The 18,208-nt window shown below is 41.0% G+C and carries 16 protein-coding genes; 6 read left to right on the forward strand and 10 right to left on the reverse strand.

Going from position 1 to position 18,208, the window contains the following annotated elements:
* Positions 1-3 precede the first annotated feature (3 nt).
* Together OQ289_RS13595 and OQ289_RS13600 are read left to right on the forward strand one after the other, a co-directional pair.
* Positions 4-1,284 carry an HlyD family secretion protein gene (locus tag OQ289_RS13595; protein WP_270087403.1) on the forward strand — a complete coding sequence of 427 codons (1,281 nt, stop codon included), beginning with the start codon at positions 4-6 and terminating at the stop codon, positions 1,282-1,284.
* A gap of 9 nt (positions 1,285-1,293) precedes the next feature.
* Complete coding sequence (locus OQ289_RS13600; RefSeq protein ID WP_270087404.1) at positions 1,294-2,064, forward strand: glycosyltransferase; 771 nt, start codon at positions 1,294-1,296, stop codon at positions 2,062-2,064.
* Positions 2,065-2,199: 135 nt separating this feature from the next.
* On the opposite strand, the gene OQ289_RS13605 is transcribed toward OQ289_RS13600, so the two are convergent.
* The 3 genes from OQ289_RS13605 to OQ289_RS13615 are packed head-to-tail and all read right to left on the reverse strand — an operon-like array spanning position 2,200 to position 4,371.
* Positions 2,200-2,781 carry a hypothetical protein gene (locus OQ289_RS13605; RefSeq protein ID WP_270087405.1) on the reverse strand — a complete coding sequence of 194 codons (582 nt, stop codon included), beginning with the start codon at positions 2,779-2,781 and terminating at the stop codon, positions 2,200-2,202.
* A gap of 26 nt (positions 2,782-2,807) precedes the next feature.
* Complete coding sequence (locus OQ289_RS13610; protein WP_270087406.1) at positions 2,808-4,010, reverse strand: erythromycin esterase family protein; 1,203 nt, start codon at positions 4,008-4,010, stop codon at positions 2,808-2,810.
* A 10-nt stretch (positions 4,011-4,020) separates the two neighbouring features.
* Positions 4,021-4,371: a hypothetical protein gene (locus OQ289_RS13615; RefSeq protein WP_270087407.1), complete on the reverse strand. Its 351-nt coding sequence runs from the start codon at positions 4,369-4,371 to the stop codon at positions 4,021-4,023.
* Positions 4,372-4,508: 137 nt separating this feature from the next.
* Here OQ289_RS13615 and OQ289_RS13620 point away from each other — a divergent pair, with 137 nt between their 5' ends.
* The 4 genes from OQ289_RS13620 to OQ289_RS13635 all read left to right on the forward strand — a co-directional run bounded on the left by OQ289_RS13620 (position 4,509) and on the right by OQ289_RS13635 (position 7,687).
* Entirely contained in the window at positions 4,509-5,072 is a 564-nt protein-coding gene (locus OQ289_RS13620; RefSeq protein WP_270087408.1) for a TlpA family protein disulfide reductase, read from the forward strand.
* Between the two features lie 897 nt (positions 5,073-5,969).
* A complete protein-coding gene (locus OQ289_RS13625; protein WP_270087409.1) occupies positions 5,970-6,380 on the forward strand; it encodes a hypothetical protein in 411 nt (136 codons plus the stop codon).
* 422 nt (positions 6,381-6,802) lie between these two features.
* Positions 6,803-7,036 carry a PLDc N-terminal domain-containing protein gene (locus tag OQ289_RS13630; protein WP_270087410.1) on the forward strand — a complete coding sequence of 78 codons (234 nt, stop codon included), beginning with the start codon at positions 6,803-6,805 and terminating at the stop codon, positions 7,034-7,036.
* A gap of 84 nt (positions 7,037-7,120) precedes the next feature.
* The gene (locus OQ289_RS13635) at positions 7,121-7,687 is read left to right on the forward strand and encodes a dihydrofolate reductase family protein (RefSeq protein WP_270087411.1); all 567 of its coding nucleotides are present in this window, start codon (positions 7,121-7,123) and stop codon (positions 7,685-7,687) included.
* 116 nt (positions 7,688-7,803) lie between these two features.
* Here the strand turns inward: OQ289_RS13635 and OQ289_RS13640 are convergent, their stop codons facing one another.
* From OQ289_RS13640 to OQ289_RS13670, 7 genes are all read right to left on the reverse strand, one after another.
* The gene (locus tag OQ289_RS13640; RefSeq protein ID WP_270087412.1) at positions 7,804-8,070 is read right to left on the reverse strand and encodes a hypothetical protein; all 267 of its coding nucleotides are present in this window, start codon (positions 8,068-8,070) and stop codon (positions 7,804-7,806) included.
* Between the two features lie 123 nt (positions 8,071-8,193).
* On the reverse strand, positions 8,194-9,363 hold the full coding sequence (locus OQ289_RS13645; protein WP_270087413.1) for a glycoside hydrolase family 27 protein: 1,170 nt from the start codon (positions 9,361-9,363) through the stop codon (positions 8,194-8,196).
* Positions 9,364-9,427: 64 nt separating this feature from the next.
* Positions 9,428-10,939 (reverse strand): RagB/SusD family nutrient uptake outer membrane protein, encoded by a 1,512-nt coding sequence (locus OQ289_RS13650; RefSeq protein WP_270087414.1) that lies wholly within the window; start codon positions 10,937-10,939, stop codon positions 9,428-9,430.
* Between the two features lie 19 nt (positions 10,940-10,958).
* On the reverse strand, positions 10,959-14,447 hold the full coding sequence (locus OQ289_RS13655) for a SusC/RagA family TonB-linked outer membrane protein (RefSeq protein WP_270087415.1): 3,489 nt from the start codon (positions 14,445-14,447) through the stop codon (positions 10,959-10,961).
* Between the two features lie 77 nt (positions 14,448-14,524).
* Positions 14,525-15,745 (reverse strand): FecR family protein, encoded by a 1,221-nt coding sequence (locus OQ289_RS13660; protein ID WP_270087416.1) that lies wholly within the window; start codon positions 15,743-15,745, stop codon positions 14,525-14,527.
* A 103-nt stretch (positions 15,746-15,848) separates the two neighbouring features.
* The gene (locus tag OQ289_RS13665) at positions 15,849-16,451 is read right to left on the reverse strand and encodes an RNA polymerase sigma-70 factor (RefSeq protein ID WP_270087417.1); all 603 of its coding nucleotides are present in this window, start codon (positions 16,449-16,451) and stop codon (positions 15,849-15,851) included.
* Positions 16,452-16,755: 304 nt separating this feature from the next.
* Complete coding sequence (locus OQ289_RS13670) at positions 16,756-18,204, reverse strand: efflux transporter outer membrane subunit (RefSeq protein ID WP_270087418.1); 1,449 nt, start codon at positions 18,202-18,204, stop codon at positions 16,756-16,758.
* Between the last annotated feature and the right edge of the window lie 4 nt (positions 18,205-18,208).

Below are 18,208 nucleotides of genomic sequence, written 5' to 3' on the forward strand. Positions count from 1 at the left end.
AGAATGGCAAAGCAACGATTTATAGAAGAAGAGTCGATCCACTCGGAAGATTTGCAAGAGATTATTGCAAAACCACCTTCGTGGTTACTTAGGCGCGGAATTTCATTTATTTTGTTAACGATTGTTCTTATCTTAGGGTTGTCTGTATTTATCCGTTACCCTGAAATAGTTACTACCTCCCTGAAGTTTAACACAGCAAATGCACCGAAGGTATTGGTGAGTAAAGTGAGTGGTAATTTGACAAAGCTTTTAGTAAAAGATGGGGCTTTGGTAGGTAAATCAACGGATATTGCCTATTTGGAAAGTATAGCCGATCACGAGCAGGTAATCCATATACTGGACCAGCTCAAACTTATCCGTAATGGGGATAGTATTGCTGTTTCATTGGACCAATTGGTTGAACCTAAAGAGTTAGAACTTGGAGAGCTACAAAGTAGCTACCAGAATTTCTATCTGGCCTACTTGAATTATAAGGCAGTTGCTAAAGAAGGTATTTTCAAAAGACGCAAAAGCTATGTACAACAAGAAATGTCAAATGTGAATGCGCAAAATGAACAACTCAAAGAATCATATCGATTACAAAAGGAAGAACTAGCCCTAGCCGAAGAAGAGTACCAGCGCTATAAACAATTAGCGGATAAAAGGATAATTAGTCCCTTGGAATTGCAACAGAGGGAAGCAATCCTATTATCTAAACGCCAGGCTATTCCTCAAATGGAAAATATACTCATCAATAACAGAGGCAATTTATTGTCCAAGAACAAGGAGTTAATAGAGCTGGATAATCAAATGTTTGAGGAAGAGAAGATGTTCGCACAAGCTTTGAATAGCTTTATTAGTGAGGCTGAAAACTGGAAGAAGCAATATGTGATCACCTCATTGACTTCCGGGAAGTTGATCTATACCAGTTTTTATCAAGAGAATCAACTGGTAAAGTCCGGGGAAGAATTGTTCTATATTTATACCAGCCAAGAAGATTATTATGGTGAATTAAATATTCCTCAAGCGATGTCTTCCAAAGTAAAAGAGAAGCAAAAAGTACTACTTAGAGTAAATGGATACCCCCATCAAGAATATGGATATGTGCGGGGTGAGATTGATTACTTATCCGATATCCCTATTCGCGATAGTTTATTTTTCGCTAAAGTAGCATTACATCGCACACCTCAGGACAGCAGTATAAAACTAAAGCCTGGTCTTATGGCAGAAGCTGATATTATTACGGAAGATCAATCGGTTTTTAGACGCATGTGGAATAATTTGACTAAATCATTGAAGATTTAACCTATAAATATGGAAAATTTAAATAAAATTATTCAAAGTTTTTGGCACGGGGAGACTTTATCGCAAGTAGAACGATTATGTATCGATTCATTCATCGCTAATGGACATGAGTTCCATCTATATACCTACAACGCAAATTTAAAAGGGGTCCCCGAGAAATGTTTATTAATGGACGCCAATGAAATAATTTCAAGTGATAGAATTTTTTTAGATTCTAGAGGTACTATTGCTACATTTTCTGATTACTTCAGGGTTAAAATGCTTTATTTAAGAGGAGGTTGGTGGGTTGATATGGATATTGTTTGTTTAAAATACTTTGATTTTGAACAGACTCATATTTTTTCATCAGAATACGTAAACGGAGAAATTTTTGCTAATATAGGATGTATCAAAAGTCCAAAAGGCTCCGCATTTTTATTAAATTATATCGCTGCACTAGAGCTGACTTTAGAAAAAAAAACAACGATACCTTGGGGAACTTTCGGCCCCACGTTAATGAATAATTTATTAAAACTTTACGACACGACAGGATTTCTTCAAGAACCAGAAGTTTTTATTATGCCCAAATTAATCTACTCTGACAACAAACAACTTATGTTTTATCGATTATTTAATCACCTGAAGATAGAAGAAATTAGTGAAAAATTAGAAAATAGCTATTCGATTCACTTATACAATGAACTTTGGCGATTAAATGCGATTGATAAATCACAACGCTTCAGAGAAGGTAGTCTATTGGATTATTTACAGAAGAGAGTATCTCACTCCGCAAATGATTAAATAGCCTATTATGATTCAAATCTTGACAAAAAACTGTCTCACTCTGCTTCATGCAGAACATGTTCCAACCGGTCTACACGAAGCTATAAATTAATATAAAAGTCGGTATTTTCATCTCAAGTGATTCCAAGCTCTTTAAGGGGTTATTTTAAGTTTACTGCCAACCAATGTCCCATCGATGAATATTTGAAAATCATCGAACCACGCTTTTCCTTTTCCATCCATATGAAAAGCAAAGCTGACCGATTGCACCTGTGCGGTTAACGGAAGCTCTATTTCAACCATTTTCCAATCGCTGGTACCCTTAGGACTTTGGTCGTTCGAATTCAATTCATGTATGGGGCCATTTTCGCCATTAAGCCTCATTCCAACAGCTGCGACTCCGTCTACGAGATTTTCTGTCTTAATATAAGCAGCTATTTTAATGTTTTTTTTTGACTTTAGAGAAGAGGCGATAAAAATCGATGATGCTCCTGCAATACCTCTATCCAAAACCGTATCCGAGGGCATTTCTATCGAAAATGAACATCGTCCAGTGTGTGAAATCGCAGTGTCCAATTTCATCTGGTATTTTTGTTTGGTGTTCCCAAATTCCCATCCGATGAGCCTACCGTTGGGATCCAGTTGCTCGAACCCTAGATTGCGAACTATCTCCTGTCCAATACAGGACAAATTGCCTGTTACTAGAATTGCAAGAATAAAATAGATTTTATACATGATTCAGTCTTATAAAATTGGTGTTGTTAGTTAAAAAAATAGGTGGATGTTAATTGACGGAATATAAACAGCAAATCAAACATAGGTCTTTCTTGACTAACTGGAATCGGGGCTGGAACTTCTTTGGCTATTGCCAAAATCGACGGTGTATATCCCTTTAATAATTTAACATCATATTTAGCATCAAAAAACCTCTTTTTCAGAAAAAGCTCCCTTGCTTTATCAGAGCTCCCAAACTTTACGGTATTAAATTCCATGGTCTTATATTCAACAAGAGGTAGCGCAGAGCTGTCGGCAAAATCCGTGATTATGTTAAAATACTTATTTTTCAATTTATGATGAAGCATATGGCCCACTGTCGGACGAGCATGACCACCTATGACAAGGCTGGATTGAATATCTGCATTTAAAATATCTGCATTTGAACTTATATAAATTGATTTTTGAGCCAATTTATCAAATATGCACCGGCTTACAAATGATACATAGTCGATATACTGACTCAACGGCAGCTGTTGATCGATCGTCCTTCGGTTGGGTAGATGATCATTGAAGTCAAGATCTTTGATACACATATTAAGTAGCTCCTTATTTAGATCAGAGATGTTCAATTGGAGCTGATCATTTACCCAAGATTTTATATCAGAAAAAGCAATCGAGTCTGGAACGGGGCTATCCGTCCACTTTTTACTCAATCGCTCACCGGCTTTGCTATCGATTTCAAAAATATACTGTGATAGAAAATAAGATGGCGGGATTGAAATTGAGGGTGCTACGCCATACACATTGACCTTCTTACTGGGATTTGCAATGTTGTAATCTTTAAGCCATACAAATATTTTTTCGAATTCCCTATTTCTATATATTGCCCTTGAAAAGGTCTTTCTAACCCACGATTCCATTACAGACACATCGCTATCTGACTGGGACTGTAGGAATGCATTTAATGGACGTATAGTCCAATCATCCATGTGCAACAAAATATTTCTGTATCCCTTTTTTTCTACCAAATAGATAACCAAATCCCGGGTCAATGCCTTAGGTTCATTGGCAAACTCTCCAACATCCCCGACTCCAACTAATAACCTATCTTCCAGGTTATATCCAGATAATACTTTGTCTATTTCAAAGAAGGAATCTTGAAAGGAAGCAAACGTATTTTCAAGCTGTGCATTGGCACTGGTTCCAATTAAAAAGAAACAAACAAGATGAATTAAGATCTTCTTCATAACAAGGTAATTAATCACTTTTTGAGTATATGTTGTTAAAGACAACCAGCGCATCAAACATACTGGAGTCGGTTGAAAAGAGGACCTGAGTACCGTATGCATCAATTAAATTAAGACCGGCCCCATTTGTATGGACGGAAGATAAATCCTCCCTAAAATAGACTCCTTCAGGCTTACCATTGTCTTTTATGATTATTTTTGCCAATGATTCAGGATAGGATTTAAAGATTTTTTCTGAAAAGCGAGATTTGGAACTAGTGGTCGAATCGCTAACGAGTACCTCGGCAACTGCATAGTTAGCGAAATCAGTGGCCACGACATAGTAGCGCTCTTTACTATAGTGATTCAGATAATGGCCCATAACTTTTAAATCACCTTTAAGGATATATCTTAGAAAAAGACCCTCATACCTATCTAAACATACTAAAATCAGTATTTGAAAAAGAGGGACAATATGATAAAAGAAAATTTTACGAGATCATGATCGCTGGGGCCTATATGGATCACATAAATGCGGGAGCAGTAGTGAATGAAAAACAAAAACTGGACGTGGTCAATTTCTTTGAAAACAAGCACTACAGCAACTATATCCTTTATAGCAGTGAAATGAATGCAAAGAATGTGCAATCCAACACCAACAAGTACCATCTCCCCTTCGAAAAAGACAAAGAGTCTGTTTTCAATGAAATCCTATCTCGATACAAAGATAAGGTGGTAATCGTTGATTTTTGGGCGACCTGGTGCGGTCCTTGTCTCCAGGCTTTTGGTAAGATCAAAAAAGTAAAAGAGCACTTTTCAAAAAAAGATGATGTCGTATTTGTATACTTAACGGATGTAAGTTCTGATTATAACCAATGGAATCAATATGCGGACTATATAGGTGGAGAACATTATTATCTACATGGAAATCAGAGTTCAATTATAAACAAAAGCTTTGGTATCCAATACATTCCGAGCTATCTGATATTTGATAAAAAGGGCAACCTACAGCATAAGAGCCTTGGAGCGTACATGGGGGATGAGAAACTGAAGGAGTGGATCGAGGATGCTCTGCAAAAGTAAAGATAGAAATAAAATACTGCTGTATCCTATCACAATGCCCTGTTGTATAATTGAGTTCCCTCAAACGAAGTAAATGCTTTAGATAGGGGTGACAAACAAGTGTTATATAGAGACGAAGGCCAGTTTTAAAAGCTAGCCTTCGTCTATTCCCGTAGGCTAGCTTTTAAAACCGATAGGTCAAACTGGCCAGAAAGTTGGCAGGACGTTGTGGCCTGCATAGTAACCATCGCTGACCCAGTATTGCACATCCAACAAATTGTTCCCTTTGACACTCACACGGAAATTTGGATAATTGTAGTAAACTGTCAAACTACAGGGAGCCATAAAAACAAATAGGAAAACGAGATGCATAATCCGAATGAGTTTTATGATTCTTTGCGCATATAAAACTTCCTGACTGACATCTTCAGCGTCGGAATGGGATTTTGGATAGAGGTAACATCTTTTCCATTACGTGCTACATAATAAGTTGAGCGGAAAAAAAGCCATAATCGAAAATAGGATTAAAACGGTGTACGTCAGCGTATCAATTATCGAAGTGCTACAGATAAGTACATGGCAAGAGAATAGACGTATCAAGCGAGATTTGTCATAAAAAAATTCCTCTTGACGGGCGACAAGAGGAATCCTTATTTTAAACCAGCACGGACGTGCTTCATTCTAAATTCAATTAAAGTTAGCAAACTTTTTTTTCGAAAACAACGTATTTGTCTAAAAATCTTCACAAGTGCTTAGCCGCTTATCGTGCGTATTAGCTTACCCATTATCCTAGATTCTTGAGGCTCTCTGACCTCGTTTTATCATTTATAAGATGTATTTTGTATGCTGTTAATGAAATTGTGGGTCGAGACGGAGTAAAGGGAATAGTTTTTGTGAATACTTAAAATAAAAACAGAAATGAACTTAGCGCTATATTCCTTACTTATCTTCAACTTATTTTTCACCCAGCCCAGTATAATCGACGGCTATGCCCAGCAAAAAAATGTGCTACATAAGAAATGGCAGATTATATCAGAAGAAACCACTTATTTAAATCCAGACTACAGTAGGTACGATGGTTTTAAAGGTAGGACAGATTATTCAAAGTCTGAAAATGATACGATACACTTTCTGCCTGCAGGCAAATTTAATTCTTTTGAGGGCAATGGCACCTATACCGTCTCGAAGGATTCTTTACACATGGTGATGGATAAGGAATCTTCTTTCGCATATCGAGTAACAGATTCTACACTTACACTAAGTCAAGATTATAAAACAACAAACTATCTAAAAAGGATAACGCTAAATTTGAAGGCAACAGAAATCTAAAATCTCAAACTTTCCGGAAGCATATGGGAGATTTGTTTTCTAAAGTACCCCCTTTTTTTAAACAGGCATAGGAAAAACAGAGCACACAAAAACAAAGGGAATGACTAAGCGGGATTTATACTTTTATTGGAAAACTACCCTATTTCAGCTTTTCGACTTCTTCTTTCTCGACCCTCCTTCTTTAGATGGCTATACGTCGCCGTATTCAATAAGGTTTGGATTGAAGCTATAATAAAAAGCTCCTATACTCAAAAAATGATTATATTAGAGGTAGATTTAATCGACAGCATTAGATTGCCGACCACCGCTACTGTGAACAAAAAAAGTAAGGCTAGACACTATTCGATGTTAACACGCTTGACAGGTGTTTAAGGGAATCTAAGAGAAGATTAGGGAAATATTTAACCAATAAATCTTGAATTATGAACCTATTGATAGTCGGTATTGGAACACAAGAGCTCGTTCTGCTACTTTTGATACTCCCTATAACCATACTCTACTTTTATTGCTTATTTCATGCGGCGACTAATCGCGGAATATCGGGAATGCATCGATTGCTGTGGTTCTTTGTCATCCTGAGCATACCGTTTTTGGGCAGTATGGCATACTGGTTCATGGGACGTGGACCTGAAGCGGGTTTTAATACGGGTCGTTAAGATGGACCGGATTAGGGCTGTAAAGAATGGGGGGAGTATGATAGAATCTGGAAAGCACCTAAGAATAGACTGGAATTAAATAATATGAGAAGAATAACTGCGGCTATCAATATGACACTTGACGGAATTTGCAATCATACAGCAGGAATTCCAGATGAGGAGATACATCGCCATTATACAGGACTATTAGAACAAGGAGCTGCCATTCTTTATGGCAGGACAACGTACCAACTGATGGAATTTTGGCGAACTTTGTTGGAAAACCCTTCAGATGAAAAATCAATGAATGACTTTGCCGCGGCCATAAACAAAATTCCAAAAATTGTCTTTTCTCGAACGCTAGACGATGTGGAATGGGAAAGTGCAACTGTTGCAAAACGTGATTTGGAGGAGGAAGTCTTGGAACTCAAGGGGCAATCAGGAAAAGATATTTTAGTAGGCAGCAGGAGCCTAATAATACAGCTAATGAATCTGAATTTGATTGATGAATACCAATTTTGTATCCATCCTGTTGTAGCTGGTAGTGGCCTACCTTTGTTTGAAAATATCAATGACAGGAATGTTTTCAAACTGATCAAGACAAAAACATTTGGTAATGGCGCTGTGACTCTTTACTATGCACCGACCAATCAAAAAGCCACGAAAGCTTAGCAATCGGCAGATAAGAATATCTTGCAAGCAATAAAAAAGCCTATAGCTGCTCAAAAGTAATGAGATTGTGAAAGCCGTACTCAAAAATACTAACAGACGGCTCACAGACAACTAGCTTAGTCTTCTTCTAAGTAAACACTATGGACGACAAACCTAATATTTTTACTAGGCAATAACATATCCTCTACGTCCTCCGACACTATTGGATAAAGTGTATCCTGCCCTCCCCCATCTAAAAGTTCGGAGTCAGGAATCAACTCAAAAAAAGTGACACCTTCAACTTCAGACAACTCTTCTACCTTAATGTAAGAGACATCTTGGGCTATCCAGATTGACAAAATTTCTTTCGTGAATAATTGGTAGGTATTTGCTTCTGTTGACATAAGGCGCAAATTAGCAAAAAAATATTGCGCATTACAAAATATCTTTCCATTGGCACTGCTCTACCAGCTAGCAGCGAAACGTTGTACATGGATACTCAGCAACATCATCAACTAAAATTCTTCTTAAATATCCACAAGTAATACCACAACTCCATGAGGGGGAATAGCAAAGGTTCTTTGGACCCCCATTCTTCCCAAAGAGCGATGCTGCCAAAGATCCCTGATTTTACTTTTGGGAGATACCCCTACCGAAGAGGCTGTTAGTATATACTCTATTGGATGATCTTCACGATTGAGAATAGCGATGGCTTTCTTCTTTTTGTTAAAGAGTAATTTCTCCCAAACTTCTACCTCGCCTTCTTTCAAAATGCTACGCGCCTGATAAAAAGCCTTGTCTTGATTTAAGGCAATGAGCTCCTCATTGGTCAAGATACCTATTGTCTGCTTTGACATAGTACGCAGATCGTTACCGGCCATTAATGGAGAATTGAGCATGCACCACATTGAAAAGTGGGATTTATCTTCTTCATAGGTCATCCCTCTGCCGACCTGTAACATATCCATATCATTGTAGTGCCCAGGTGAAGCATAACGATATAAATCTCGATTGATATCGATAATACCTAATACAGATTTAAAACTATTGTGAATATCCTGAGAGATGCGCCAAGAATCAACCATATGAATCGCCCATTCGCCGGGAAACTGCCAACGACAAAGATTGAACCCGGCATCGGGCTTAACAGCTTTAATCGCGTGTACAATCTTGCTGTATTGCTCTTGGTCGTCAAGCTTCATCTCCTGCCCTCCACACCAATCTACTTTGATAAAATCAAAGTTCCATTCGTTGAAAAACAAGTGAGCATCCTGCTTCTCGTGGCCGTACATGCCCACGCCTATGCCTTTGGGGTCTTGGTCCCAGATGGACCCGCAGGTATTCTTCCCTCCTTCGGAATAAAGCCCCGCCTTGAGTCCGCGACTGTGGATGTAGTCCGCAACAGCTCCCATACCATTCGGAAATTTGGTGCTATCGACAAAAAGCTTACCATCCGGACCACGACCACCAAAAAAGCCATCATCAACATTGATATACCGATAACCAGCTTTATACAGACCAGATGTAATCAATGCATCAGTCTGCTCTTTGATCAATTGTTCATTGATATTAATCCGAAAACTATTCCAGCTGCTCCACCCCATAATGGGTGCCTTTACCTCTTGTGCATGGCTATAGCTGAAACATAGCATTAGCAACAACAGCATGTAGTGGGCGAAATAACATTTATTGTTCATTTGAAAACGATATAAGATAAAAAGAATAAAGGACATCCAAAATGAATGTCCTTTAAGGCTTGCGCTAGTTGTAACCTGGATTTTGCTTGATGACACCATTAGATTCATTGATGGCGGTACGTGGTAATGGGTACAAAATCAAATGATCATCGACATTGGTATATCCGTCATTCTTAGCACGCTGGATATACTGCCCCCAGCGAATCAAGTCGTCACGACGGACACCTTCGGCCCATAATTCAAACAAACGCTCATTCTGGACGGCTACGCGAAATCCAGACTGATCTAGGCCAGAGAGAGCAGGCAACTTGCCATGTATACTCCTGACATCATTAATGAAAGCATAGGCTTCGGAAGACGGGCCATTTAGCTCATTCAAGGCCTCGGCCATCAATAGCTCAACATCCGCATAACGCATCACAACGATGTCAACGGCACTGACTTCAACACTGGTCTTGGCCGGGTCAGGACCATATTTCATCATCACAGCACCAATATCCCCTCCGGCACGGGCATCGCGTAATACAACCTGTCCATCTTTGCGCGTCGGGTATTTTTGCATTAATAATTTCAAACGGTAATCATCCTGATCAAACTTATCGTATGTCTTCCAAGGCATGCGATAGCCACCCCAGGCCGTATCAAATCCATCGTTGGAAACTTCGTAATAATCGGTCGGGAGGTAATGGGGGCGATAGATATTGCCGTTGGTGGGGGAAGTGGCATTGCAAACAATAGCCAAGATAATCTCAGAATTACCCCCCTTATTATTAATATTGAAGTTGTCTTCATAATTGGCTGCCAAAGAAAACCCAATAGATTTGACTTGATTACCGGCATCGACAGCATCCTGCCAACGCTTCTCTTGCATATACAATTTCATCAAGCTAGTCAGACATGCGGCTTTTGAAAAACGACCATAATCGGCACCGGTAAATCTGTCGGGCAAGACGGAAATTGCTTCTGTAAAATCTTTTTCAATTAATGCGACCATATCCGCTGTGCTAGGGCGAGGCAGTGCCGCTGAAGCAGGTGTATTGAGAATCGCTGGATCCAACACTACCGGTACGGGACCATAGTATAAGTACAAGATCTGCATAAAATACCCTCGCAATGCTTTCAACTCACCAATGTATCGTTTCTTCAGGATATCATCCATAGCGATCGCTTCAATCTGCGGAATAACTCCGGTAATCTTGGAAATATACCGAACCAAAGACCCATAGTGCCGAGTAATGGAACCAAAATCGGGATCGAAGTTCAACGCATTCAAGCGTGTCCAACTACCGCCGTCATCCCAATAACAAACAGCCTCATCAGTGGTCTGGCTGGCTTGTGTGGCATAACCCGCTTGTGCAGCACTCCAACCATTCCACAACGCCCCTTGCATCATACCTGAATACATAGCGGTGACCGCTGCATTGGCATCATCTGCTGATTTGGGATAATTTTCATTGTTAAGTTCTTGGTTATTTTTATAGGCAAGATCCTTCTCGCATGCAGCCAAAATTGGAATCGTAGCTAATGACAAAATTGCCAATCGTAACCATCTTTTTGTTCTTATAGATTTTTTCATTGTAGTCGACATAATATGATTAGAAACTAACATTTACACCCAATACATAGCTCTTGGCCAAAGGGTAATAATTATTCTGATTTAACTCTGGATCCAAACCTGGATATTTGGTGATGGTGAACGGATTTTGGACGTCAAAGGATAATCGGAGGCCTTTGACCACCTGCTGCCCCGCCAACCATTCGGTAGGACAACTGTAACCTAGTGTTATATTGCGACAACGGAGAAAATTAGCATTGACCATCCAGTAGCTCGAATTATTTTGATAGGCGGCATACTTGGCATCGGATAGCCCTGTCGGGAAACTACCTGTAGGATTTTCAAAGGTCCATCTTTCCAAACTAATGGGCATGGTATTCCATCCATAGGTACCCATATTGGCCGCTAAACTGGCAATCCTGAAATTGCGATTGGGACCATAAGGACTCCATGCTTTCATAATGGCTCCTGAGAAAAATACCTGGAGATCAAAATCCTTAAAAGTAAATGTATTGCCAAAACCGAAGTTAAATTTAGGATCGAGATTAGCCAATAAAGTCTGATCGGCAGCGGTAATGCGACCATCGGGTGCAGCCAAATTGCCATTTTGGTCGTAGCTAGCTAAATCAGACAGCATCAGGCTACCAGGAAGCATATCTGCCATGTGAGCAGGGGCGCCGCCCTGACCATCATAAATACCAGAAGAAAGGTAACCAAATGCAGCATTATAAACCGCATCTCGACCAGTAGGTACGACATATCTTGCCAATGTGGCCATAGTCTGCGGAGCTCGCTCCTTCCAGTAGCTCAAATAATGAGAGAAATTGATGGTTGAAGACCAAGTAAAGCTTTTGTCGCCAGAGCGATCGATAATGTTCTTGGTCTGTAGCGCAATCTCGTACCCATCAGTCTGTGTCTTGCCAGCATTGACAGTACGTACATTAATCTCATAGGTACCGGGAGTAGTGACATTGAAAAGAAGGCCGCTGATGGTTTTGCTAAAGTAATCTACAGACCCGGTAATACGATCATTAAACAAACCAAAGTCTAATCCAGCATTTATCTCGCTGGCGGTCTCCCAACTAAGATCAGGATTATTCAACCGAGCAATTCCAAAACCGGTAGATGGAGATGCTCCATCACCAAATAGATAGGAGTAATTGCCCTCCGAGTAGCTTGTGCTGTAGGCCAACTGGGCCGCACTTTGAATATCACTATTACCAGTCTGTCCGTAAGAGAGACGCCACTTTAGGAAATTAATGGGATTGCTATCGGCCTGCATAAACGCTTCATCCGACATCACCCAATTGGCCGCTATGCCAGGGAAATACCCCCATTTCTTATTTTCAGCAAAATTGGACGCTCCATCTCGTCGCAAGGAGGCCTGTAAAGTATACTTATTTTTAAAGGTATAGATACCTCGCGCGAAGTAGGAAGCGATGGTCTTTTCGCCGGATTCGGACCCTACGGACGGCTTAGGGCTTTGGCCTGTTCCTAAATTGTGATGATACAAGGCATCTGTAGGAAAATTCTGATTGCCAGCGCTCAAACCTTTCGTATTAAATTGATTGAAGGAATACCCCAACAACGCGCCAAGCCGGTGATCTCCGGAAATGGTCTTGTCATAATTTAAAGTATATTCCAGTAATTTAATATTGGCCTCATTTTGCGAAATCTGTGCGTTGCCATTGGTCTTGGCTCCACCTAAATAAGTGCGAGGTAAATAGAGCTCTCGTCCACTGGTCGAACGATCAAAGCTGTACATCCCTTTGGCTGTAAGCCCATCCACGACCTCCCAAGATAGGTAAGCATTGGTCAAGAGTCTAAAATTCTTGACATCGTTCAATACGGTCTCATAAGACAATGGGTTAGGGATATTGGCATACCTAGGATTGAGGGGAAAGGTACCGTCAGGATTGACCAGGTCCATGTTGCCCGGATGATATAGAGCTGCAGTAAGGATCCCTCCATTCTCGAATGCTCCACCGGTACCGGTAGCTTTGATAACTCCATCGGACATGGTCGCACTAATACCTGTCTTAATTTTGTCGGTAATATGCTGATCAAAATTTGCTCTAAAATTATAGCGGCGCATACCGGTAGCAATCAAGATACCTTTTTGATCAAAATAGTTGCCCGACACAAAGTATTTGGTCTTATCTGTGCCACCAGCTAACGACACATTGTGTTGGGTGGTGTAGCCATTTCGCGAAATAGCGTCCATTGCATTCTGCTTGGTAGGTGTATTCTTGATTTCGTCATCGGAATATCTAGGGCTGAATGCAGGTAAGGTGGAAGCGTCTACCTGACCATAATAGGGTCCTATTTTATTAGCAAGCATCCAACGTTCCAGGTCGATCATATTGACCTGCTGCATATAGGTGCGGGTATCGAGTACTTCGTACATCTTTGCTGGACTTTGGAAACCATATGACCCTGTATAGTTAATCTTAGGTGTACCTGACTGACCACGTTTGGTGGTAATCAATATCACACCTGCACCGGCTCTAGCTCCGTAGATAGATGCAGACGCTGCGTCTTTAAGTACTTCTATGGATTCAATATCATTGGAATTGATAAAATTCAACGGACTGATATCTTGATTGCTCTGCGTACTCACCGACGCACTAGGCGTACTCGCACCTCCATTAATGGGCACTCCATCCACAACGTACAACACGCCAGCACTGGCATTGGATGGATTGCTACGAATCTTTACACTCGAATTGGCTCCTGGTTGACCTGTTCCTTGTAACACCTGTAGGCCCGCGGCCTTCCCCTGCAACGATTGGGTAAAGTTGGAAGAGGTAGAAACAGCTGATAAATCAGAGCCTTTGACAGAGGCCACTGCACCGGACACGTTCCTACGATTGACCTTACCGTAACCGATAACGACCAACTCCTCTAACTGCTGGGGCTGCTGCTGAAGGACAACAGTGTTTAAGAGAGCGGAATTACCAGCTGATATCTCTGAAATTTCATACCCAACCGCCCGAAATACAATGATTTCGTGAGCTGCAGCTTCTAAGGTATAATCGCCATTTGCGTCAGATGAAGTCCCCCTAGCCGTCCCTTTGACCATAATACTCACTCCAGGTAGAGGGGCACCTTGAGCATCTTTTACTTGACCAGAAATAATCTTCTGTGATGCGGAAACCTTATTCAGGGCGATGGTCTTTCCCTTTATCGTATACTGAAAAGGTATCTTCATTGCCAGTTCTTTCAGCATCGATTCAACAGATTTATTTTTGAGGGAGAAATCATATACCTGCACACCTTTGATATCTGTGGACTTATAGAAGAACACATAACCAGTATGCCGCTCGATATCTTTTAAGAGATGGCCAAGTTCAACAGGTTGGCTATCGTATCTTACGGTTTGGGAGAATGCATGTACATTGGCGCTGCACAACGCAGGTCCCATAAGGGCAAGGCTGCATTTGACGGCAAAGATAACGTTGGCTTTGCGTTTCCAAAATTCGGGATAGCCCCCATTGGAAACACACTTAAATAGAGAAAAGTGTTTCATAACAATATGAAGTTTAAAATTAGTTTATAAATAATTGGGGCACTCGCCACTAACAGTTATTCGATTGGTATCATTGTCTAATGATTGGTTATAATAGTGACGTTCCTATGATTGTCTATCTTGTATTTGATATCTGTACCTCCTAGTATCTCCATAGCCTGTCCAAAGTTCAACTCCTTTCCGATCTTTCCTGAGAATTTACCAGTAGGCATGGGACCTTCGTAGTTGACCTGAAGATCATACCAACGTCCCAACTCGAGCATGACTGTCCGTATGTCGGCATCGGTAAAAGCGAAATAATTATCTTTCCATGCGACTTCTTCTTTTAGGTTCTCACTTGGATTGACTATAATCTCACCAGCAACCCCAGCAACGGCACGATCCCCTGGTTTTAGGACTTTGGATTGAGTAGAATTGACTAACTTGACCTTGCCTTCAAATAGAGTGGTCACAAAGCCCTTATCCTCAGGATATGAAGAGATATTGAACTTAGTACCTAATACCTGGACTTTGGTACTACTTCCGATGACATTGACCGAGAAAGGACGATGTGAATCTTTACTGACTTCAAAATAGGCCTCACCCGTCACAAACACATCTCTGGACTGTCCACTAAATGCGATGGGGAATGTAAGCTTGCTGCCCGCATTGAGCCATACCTGTGTCCCATCGCTAAGTCTAAGACGATATCGCCTTCCATTAGGTGTCTCAACGGTGTGATACAAGGGTGCGGCGCTCCTGAGTTCTTGAGCGATGACGTAAGTAGCACTCGACCTATCGTACTTGACATAAGCCCCCTCACCCATCAGCTTAATCTGAGGCGTCCCCAATATCGTATCTAAATTAATCTCTTCGCCATTGCCCAAATGTAACCGTCCTCCCTCGCCTCCAGGTTGAATATCATTGACAATACTTGTAAAGGAGTTAGACTCATCGGGGCTAAGATCCCTATCGTGGGTATACCAGTATAGCCCAAGAAACAGGAGACAAACGGCTGCTGCAGACCAGGCCCACTTTTTCAAAACTGGATGTATCTGACGAACGGGAATCTCTCGGCCTGATGAGGGTGAGATACGACGATCCAGAGACAAAATACGTTCAATCCTTTGCTCCGAAACGGCTTGGGTAGTGACCTCAGTAGAGTCATCGGAATAAAAAGCTATGAAATCAGCAAATGCTTCTTCCAATACCATGGGATCAACTGTTGACAGCAGATGTTCGAGCTCAATCCACTCTGCATCAGTCAACTGCTGCTGATAATATTGTTTGAGCAAATATAAAATCTGTTCTTTTTGCATAGTTTATAAATTGGGTACGGAGAGCAATAGCATACGTAATATCCCTCCGTTACATAGAAGAATATACTTTTGAATACTACTACTATTGATATGTGTGATTTTTTTAAATAATTTTTAAAAGGAGCAAGATTGTAGTAGAAACAAGGTAACCGTTGTCAGAAAGGTCTTGTCGAATCTGCTTTAGTGCTGAAGTGAGTGTGTTGTAGACTGTATTTGGGGAAATATTAAGGTCTGCAGCGATTTCTGCTGAAGTCAAGCCCTGCTCCCGACTCAGCAAATAAATTTTTCGACGTTGGTCAGGCATCTTATCAATGGATTGTTGTATAATGTGCTTAAGCTCATCAAACTCCATCAACCGAGGGATGTGTACCGACTCCATCTGATTGGAATCATATAGCTCCTTCAAACGAAGGGCTTTGTTGTGACTGTGTACTTCCTTACGCAAAAAGGTAAGCCCTTCGTTGCTAACCACCTTATAAATCCAAGACTGAAAATTATTGATTTCGTAGATGCGATCCCTATTCAACCATAATCTCAAAAAAGCTTCTTGAAGGATATCGGCTCCTTTGGACGGATCAGCGGCTGTAAATTTTGTCAAAAATTGATTCAACTTAATGTGATACCGATTGTAGAGCATAGCGAATGCCTGCTCATCACCCTGAGAGATGGCTAACAATAAGTCTTGCTCGGATAAGTCTTTTACCATGGAGATATGAACGTCTGCTTATAGCACTGTCGCCTTCAAAAATACATATTCGGAACGAAGTACAGCCCGTCATTTCAAAAAAATCAAAAAAGATAAAATTTACCTACAGACAGAAGTAGGATTAGAATGGATTGATCCAATAAAAAATGTGTTCCGGTAAGGATAGATGCTGGAGGAAAAAAAATGGGTTTAAGGATATAAGCATAGAGGGAATATTTGAACCTCCAACACTAAATAAAGGAAAACCGGTAGAAAAGCATACAATCTACCGGTCTTCACTACACACATATAAACGACAAATCGTCTATTTCTTTACTCCTCCCCCAAGTGCTCTATAGAGATTAACTTCTGCTATCAGTTTCTGTTGTCGGATAGTGGCATAATTCAGCTCCGATTGCAATTTACTCTGTTGTGCAGCGATAACTTCTAAATAAGTGGCCATGTCGTTCTTGAAAAGAATCATGGCATTTTTGACCATATCACCACTGCGGTCTATCAAGGCGGTAGAGACAATTTGTTGATCTTGCAAGGATTCGATCTCGACCAGGATATTGGACACTTCGCCCACTGCCTGCAACACGCTCTCCTTAAATTGAAACTCGGCTTGCGCTGTTGCCAACTGCGCCTGGTTATACGCCGTCTTCAATTGTCGCCCCTGTAAAATGGGTTGTGTAAGAGATCCTGTCAACATACCAAAAAGCGAACCGGGAATACTGAACCAATTGCTGGCCTTAAATGCATTGAGTCCTCCCTGAGCAGTAATATTCAACGATGGATACATACTGACCTTAGCGACATGGGCAACCGCCACCGAACGGCGCAACTCCAATTCGCTACTCCTGACGTCGGGTCTTAGACTCAACAACTCCACGGGTATACCTGTATTGAACTGTTCCATCTGATGGATATCAAGTAGATTGGCTCGGCGATCGATATTGCCAGGCATGCGCCCTGTTAAGGCCAATAGGGCATTTTCCTGAACTACGACCTGTTGCTTAAGGACAGGGAGCGATTGCACCAATTGATCTCGAACGCTTTCCTGCTGCTGTAAGGCTAGCGTATTAGTCATTCCTAAATCACGCTGAACACGTGTCATATGAATCGTACTGTCCACCAAAACAAGATTCCGACGGGTAATGTCCACTTGTAGATCAAGCATCAACAGTCTATAGTAGCCCTGCGCGACACTCGCTACCAATCGTGTACGAACTGCATTTGCTGCTTCTTGTGTCTGCAGATATTGCGCCAATGCGGCCTCTTTTCGTCCACTGATCTTACCCCAGATGTCGGCTTCCCAAGATATATTGAGAGCAGTAGAGTAGTCTTCCATATAGCTTTTGCCCATGAACTGAGCCGCCATCATACCATTCATACTGTTGTCAGAAGGACGAGTAAGAGTAGCTCCACCTGCTGTCGCAGTGACAATGGGAAGATATCCCCATTTGGCCTGCTTTATTGCCTCCGTAGCCATATCGATCTGCTTGAGTGCTATCTGGAGGTTGTTATTATTGATTAGGCTGCTATCGATCAAATCCAACAAGACTGGATCCGTAAAAAAATCACGATAAGACAGCTTCGCCAAATTGCTATCTGCATTCATAACAATAGCATTAGAATCTATCCGATACTGGGATGGCAGCTCCACCTTGCTCGGCACATATCTTCCTGTAGAACAAGCGGCTAATATAGCTACCATCCCTGTAGCCAATGCCCAAAGCCTCGTTCTTTTATTTATATTTATATGGTTATTCATTTCC

Origin of the sequence: Sphingobacterium sp. SYP-B4668 (genome assembly GCF_027627455.1) — a bacterium.
GTDB lineage: Bacteria > Bacteroidota > Bacteroidia > Sphingobacteriales > Sphingobacteriaceae > Sphingobacterium.

Coding starts and splice junctions, on each gene's coding strand:
- OQ289_RS13595 (WP_270087403.1), top strand. CDS start 4: ATGGCAAAGCAACGATTTATAGAAGAAGAGTCGATCCACTCGGAAGAT.
- OQ289_RS13600 (WP_270087404.1), top strand. CDS start 1,294: ATGGAAAATTTAAATAAAATTATTCAAAGTTTTTGGCACGGGGAGACT.
- OQ289_RS13605 (WP_270087405.1), bottom strand. CDS start 2,781: ATGTATAAAATCTATTTTATTCTTGCAATTCTAGTAACAGGCAATTTG.
- OQ289_RS13610 (WP_270087406.1), bottom strand. CDS start 4,010: ATGAAGAAGATCTTAATTCATCTTGTTTGTTTCTTTTTAATTGGAACC.
- OQ289_RS13615 (WP_270087407.1), bottom strand. CDS start 4,371: ATGGGCCATTATCTGAATCACTATAGTAAAGAGCGCTACTATGTCGTG.
- OQ289_RS13620 (WP_270087408.1), top strand. CDS start 4,509: ATGGATCACATAAATGCGGGAGCAGTAGTGAATGAAAAACAAAAACTG.
- OQ289_RS13625 (WP_270087409.1), top strand. CDS start 5,970: ATGAACTTAGCGCTATATTCCTTACTTATCTTCAACTTATTTTTCACC.
- OQ289_RS13630 (WP_270087410.1), top strand. CDS start 6,803: ATGAACCTATTGATAGTCGGTATTGGAACACAAGAGCTCGTTCTGCTA.
- OQ289_RS13635 (WP_270087411.1), top strand. CDS start 7,121: ATGAGAAGAATAACTGCGGCTATCAATATGACACTTGACGGAATTTGC.
- OQ289_RS13640 (WP_270087412.1), bottom strand. CDS start 8,070: ATGTCAACAGAAGCAAATACCTACCAATTATTCACGAAAGAAATTTTG.
- OQ289_RS13645 (WP_270087413.1), bottom strand. CDS start 9,363: ATGAACAATAAATGTTATTTCGCCCACTACATGCTGTTGTTGCTAATG.
- OQ289_RS13650 (WP_270087414.1), bottom strand. CDS start 10,939: ATGAAAAAATCTATAAGAACAAAAAGATGGTTACGATTGGCAATTTTG.
- OQ289_RS13655 (WP_270087415.1), bottom strand. CDS start 14,447: ATGAAACACTTTTCTCTATTTAAGTGTGTTTCCAATGGGGGCTATCCC.
- OQ289_RS13660 (WP_270087416.1), bottom strand. CDS start 15,745: ATGCAAAAAGAACAGATTTTATATTTGCTCAAACAATATTATCAGCAG.
- OQ289_RS13665 (WP_270087417.1), bottom strand. CDS start 16,451: ATGGTAAAAGACTTATCCGAGCAAGACTTATTGTTAGCCATCTCTCAG.
- OQ289_RS13670 (WP_270087418.1), bottom strand. CDS start 18,204: ATGAATAACCATATAAATATAAATAAAAGAACGAGGCTTTGGGCATTG.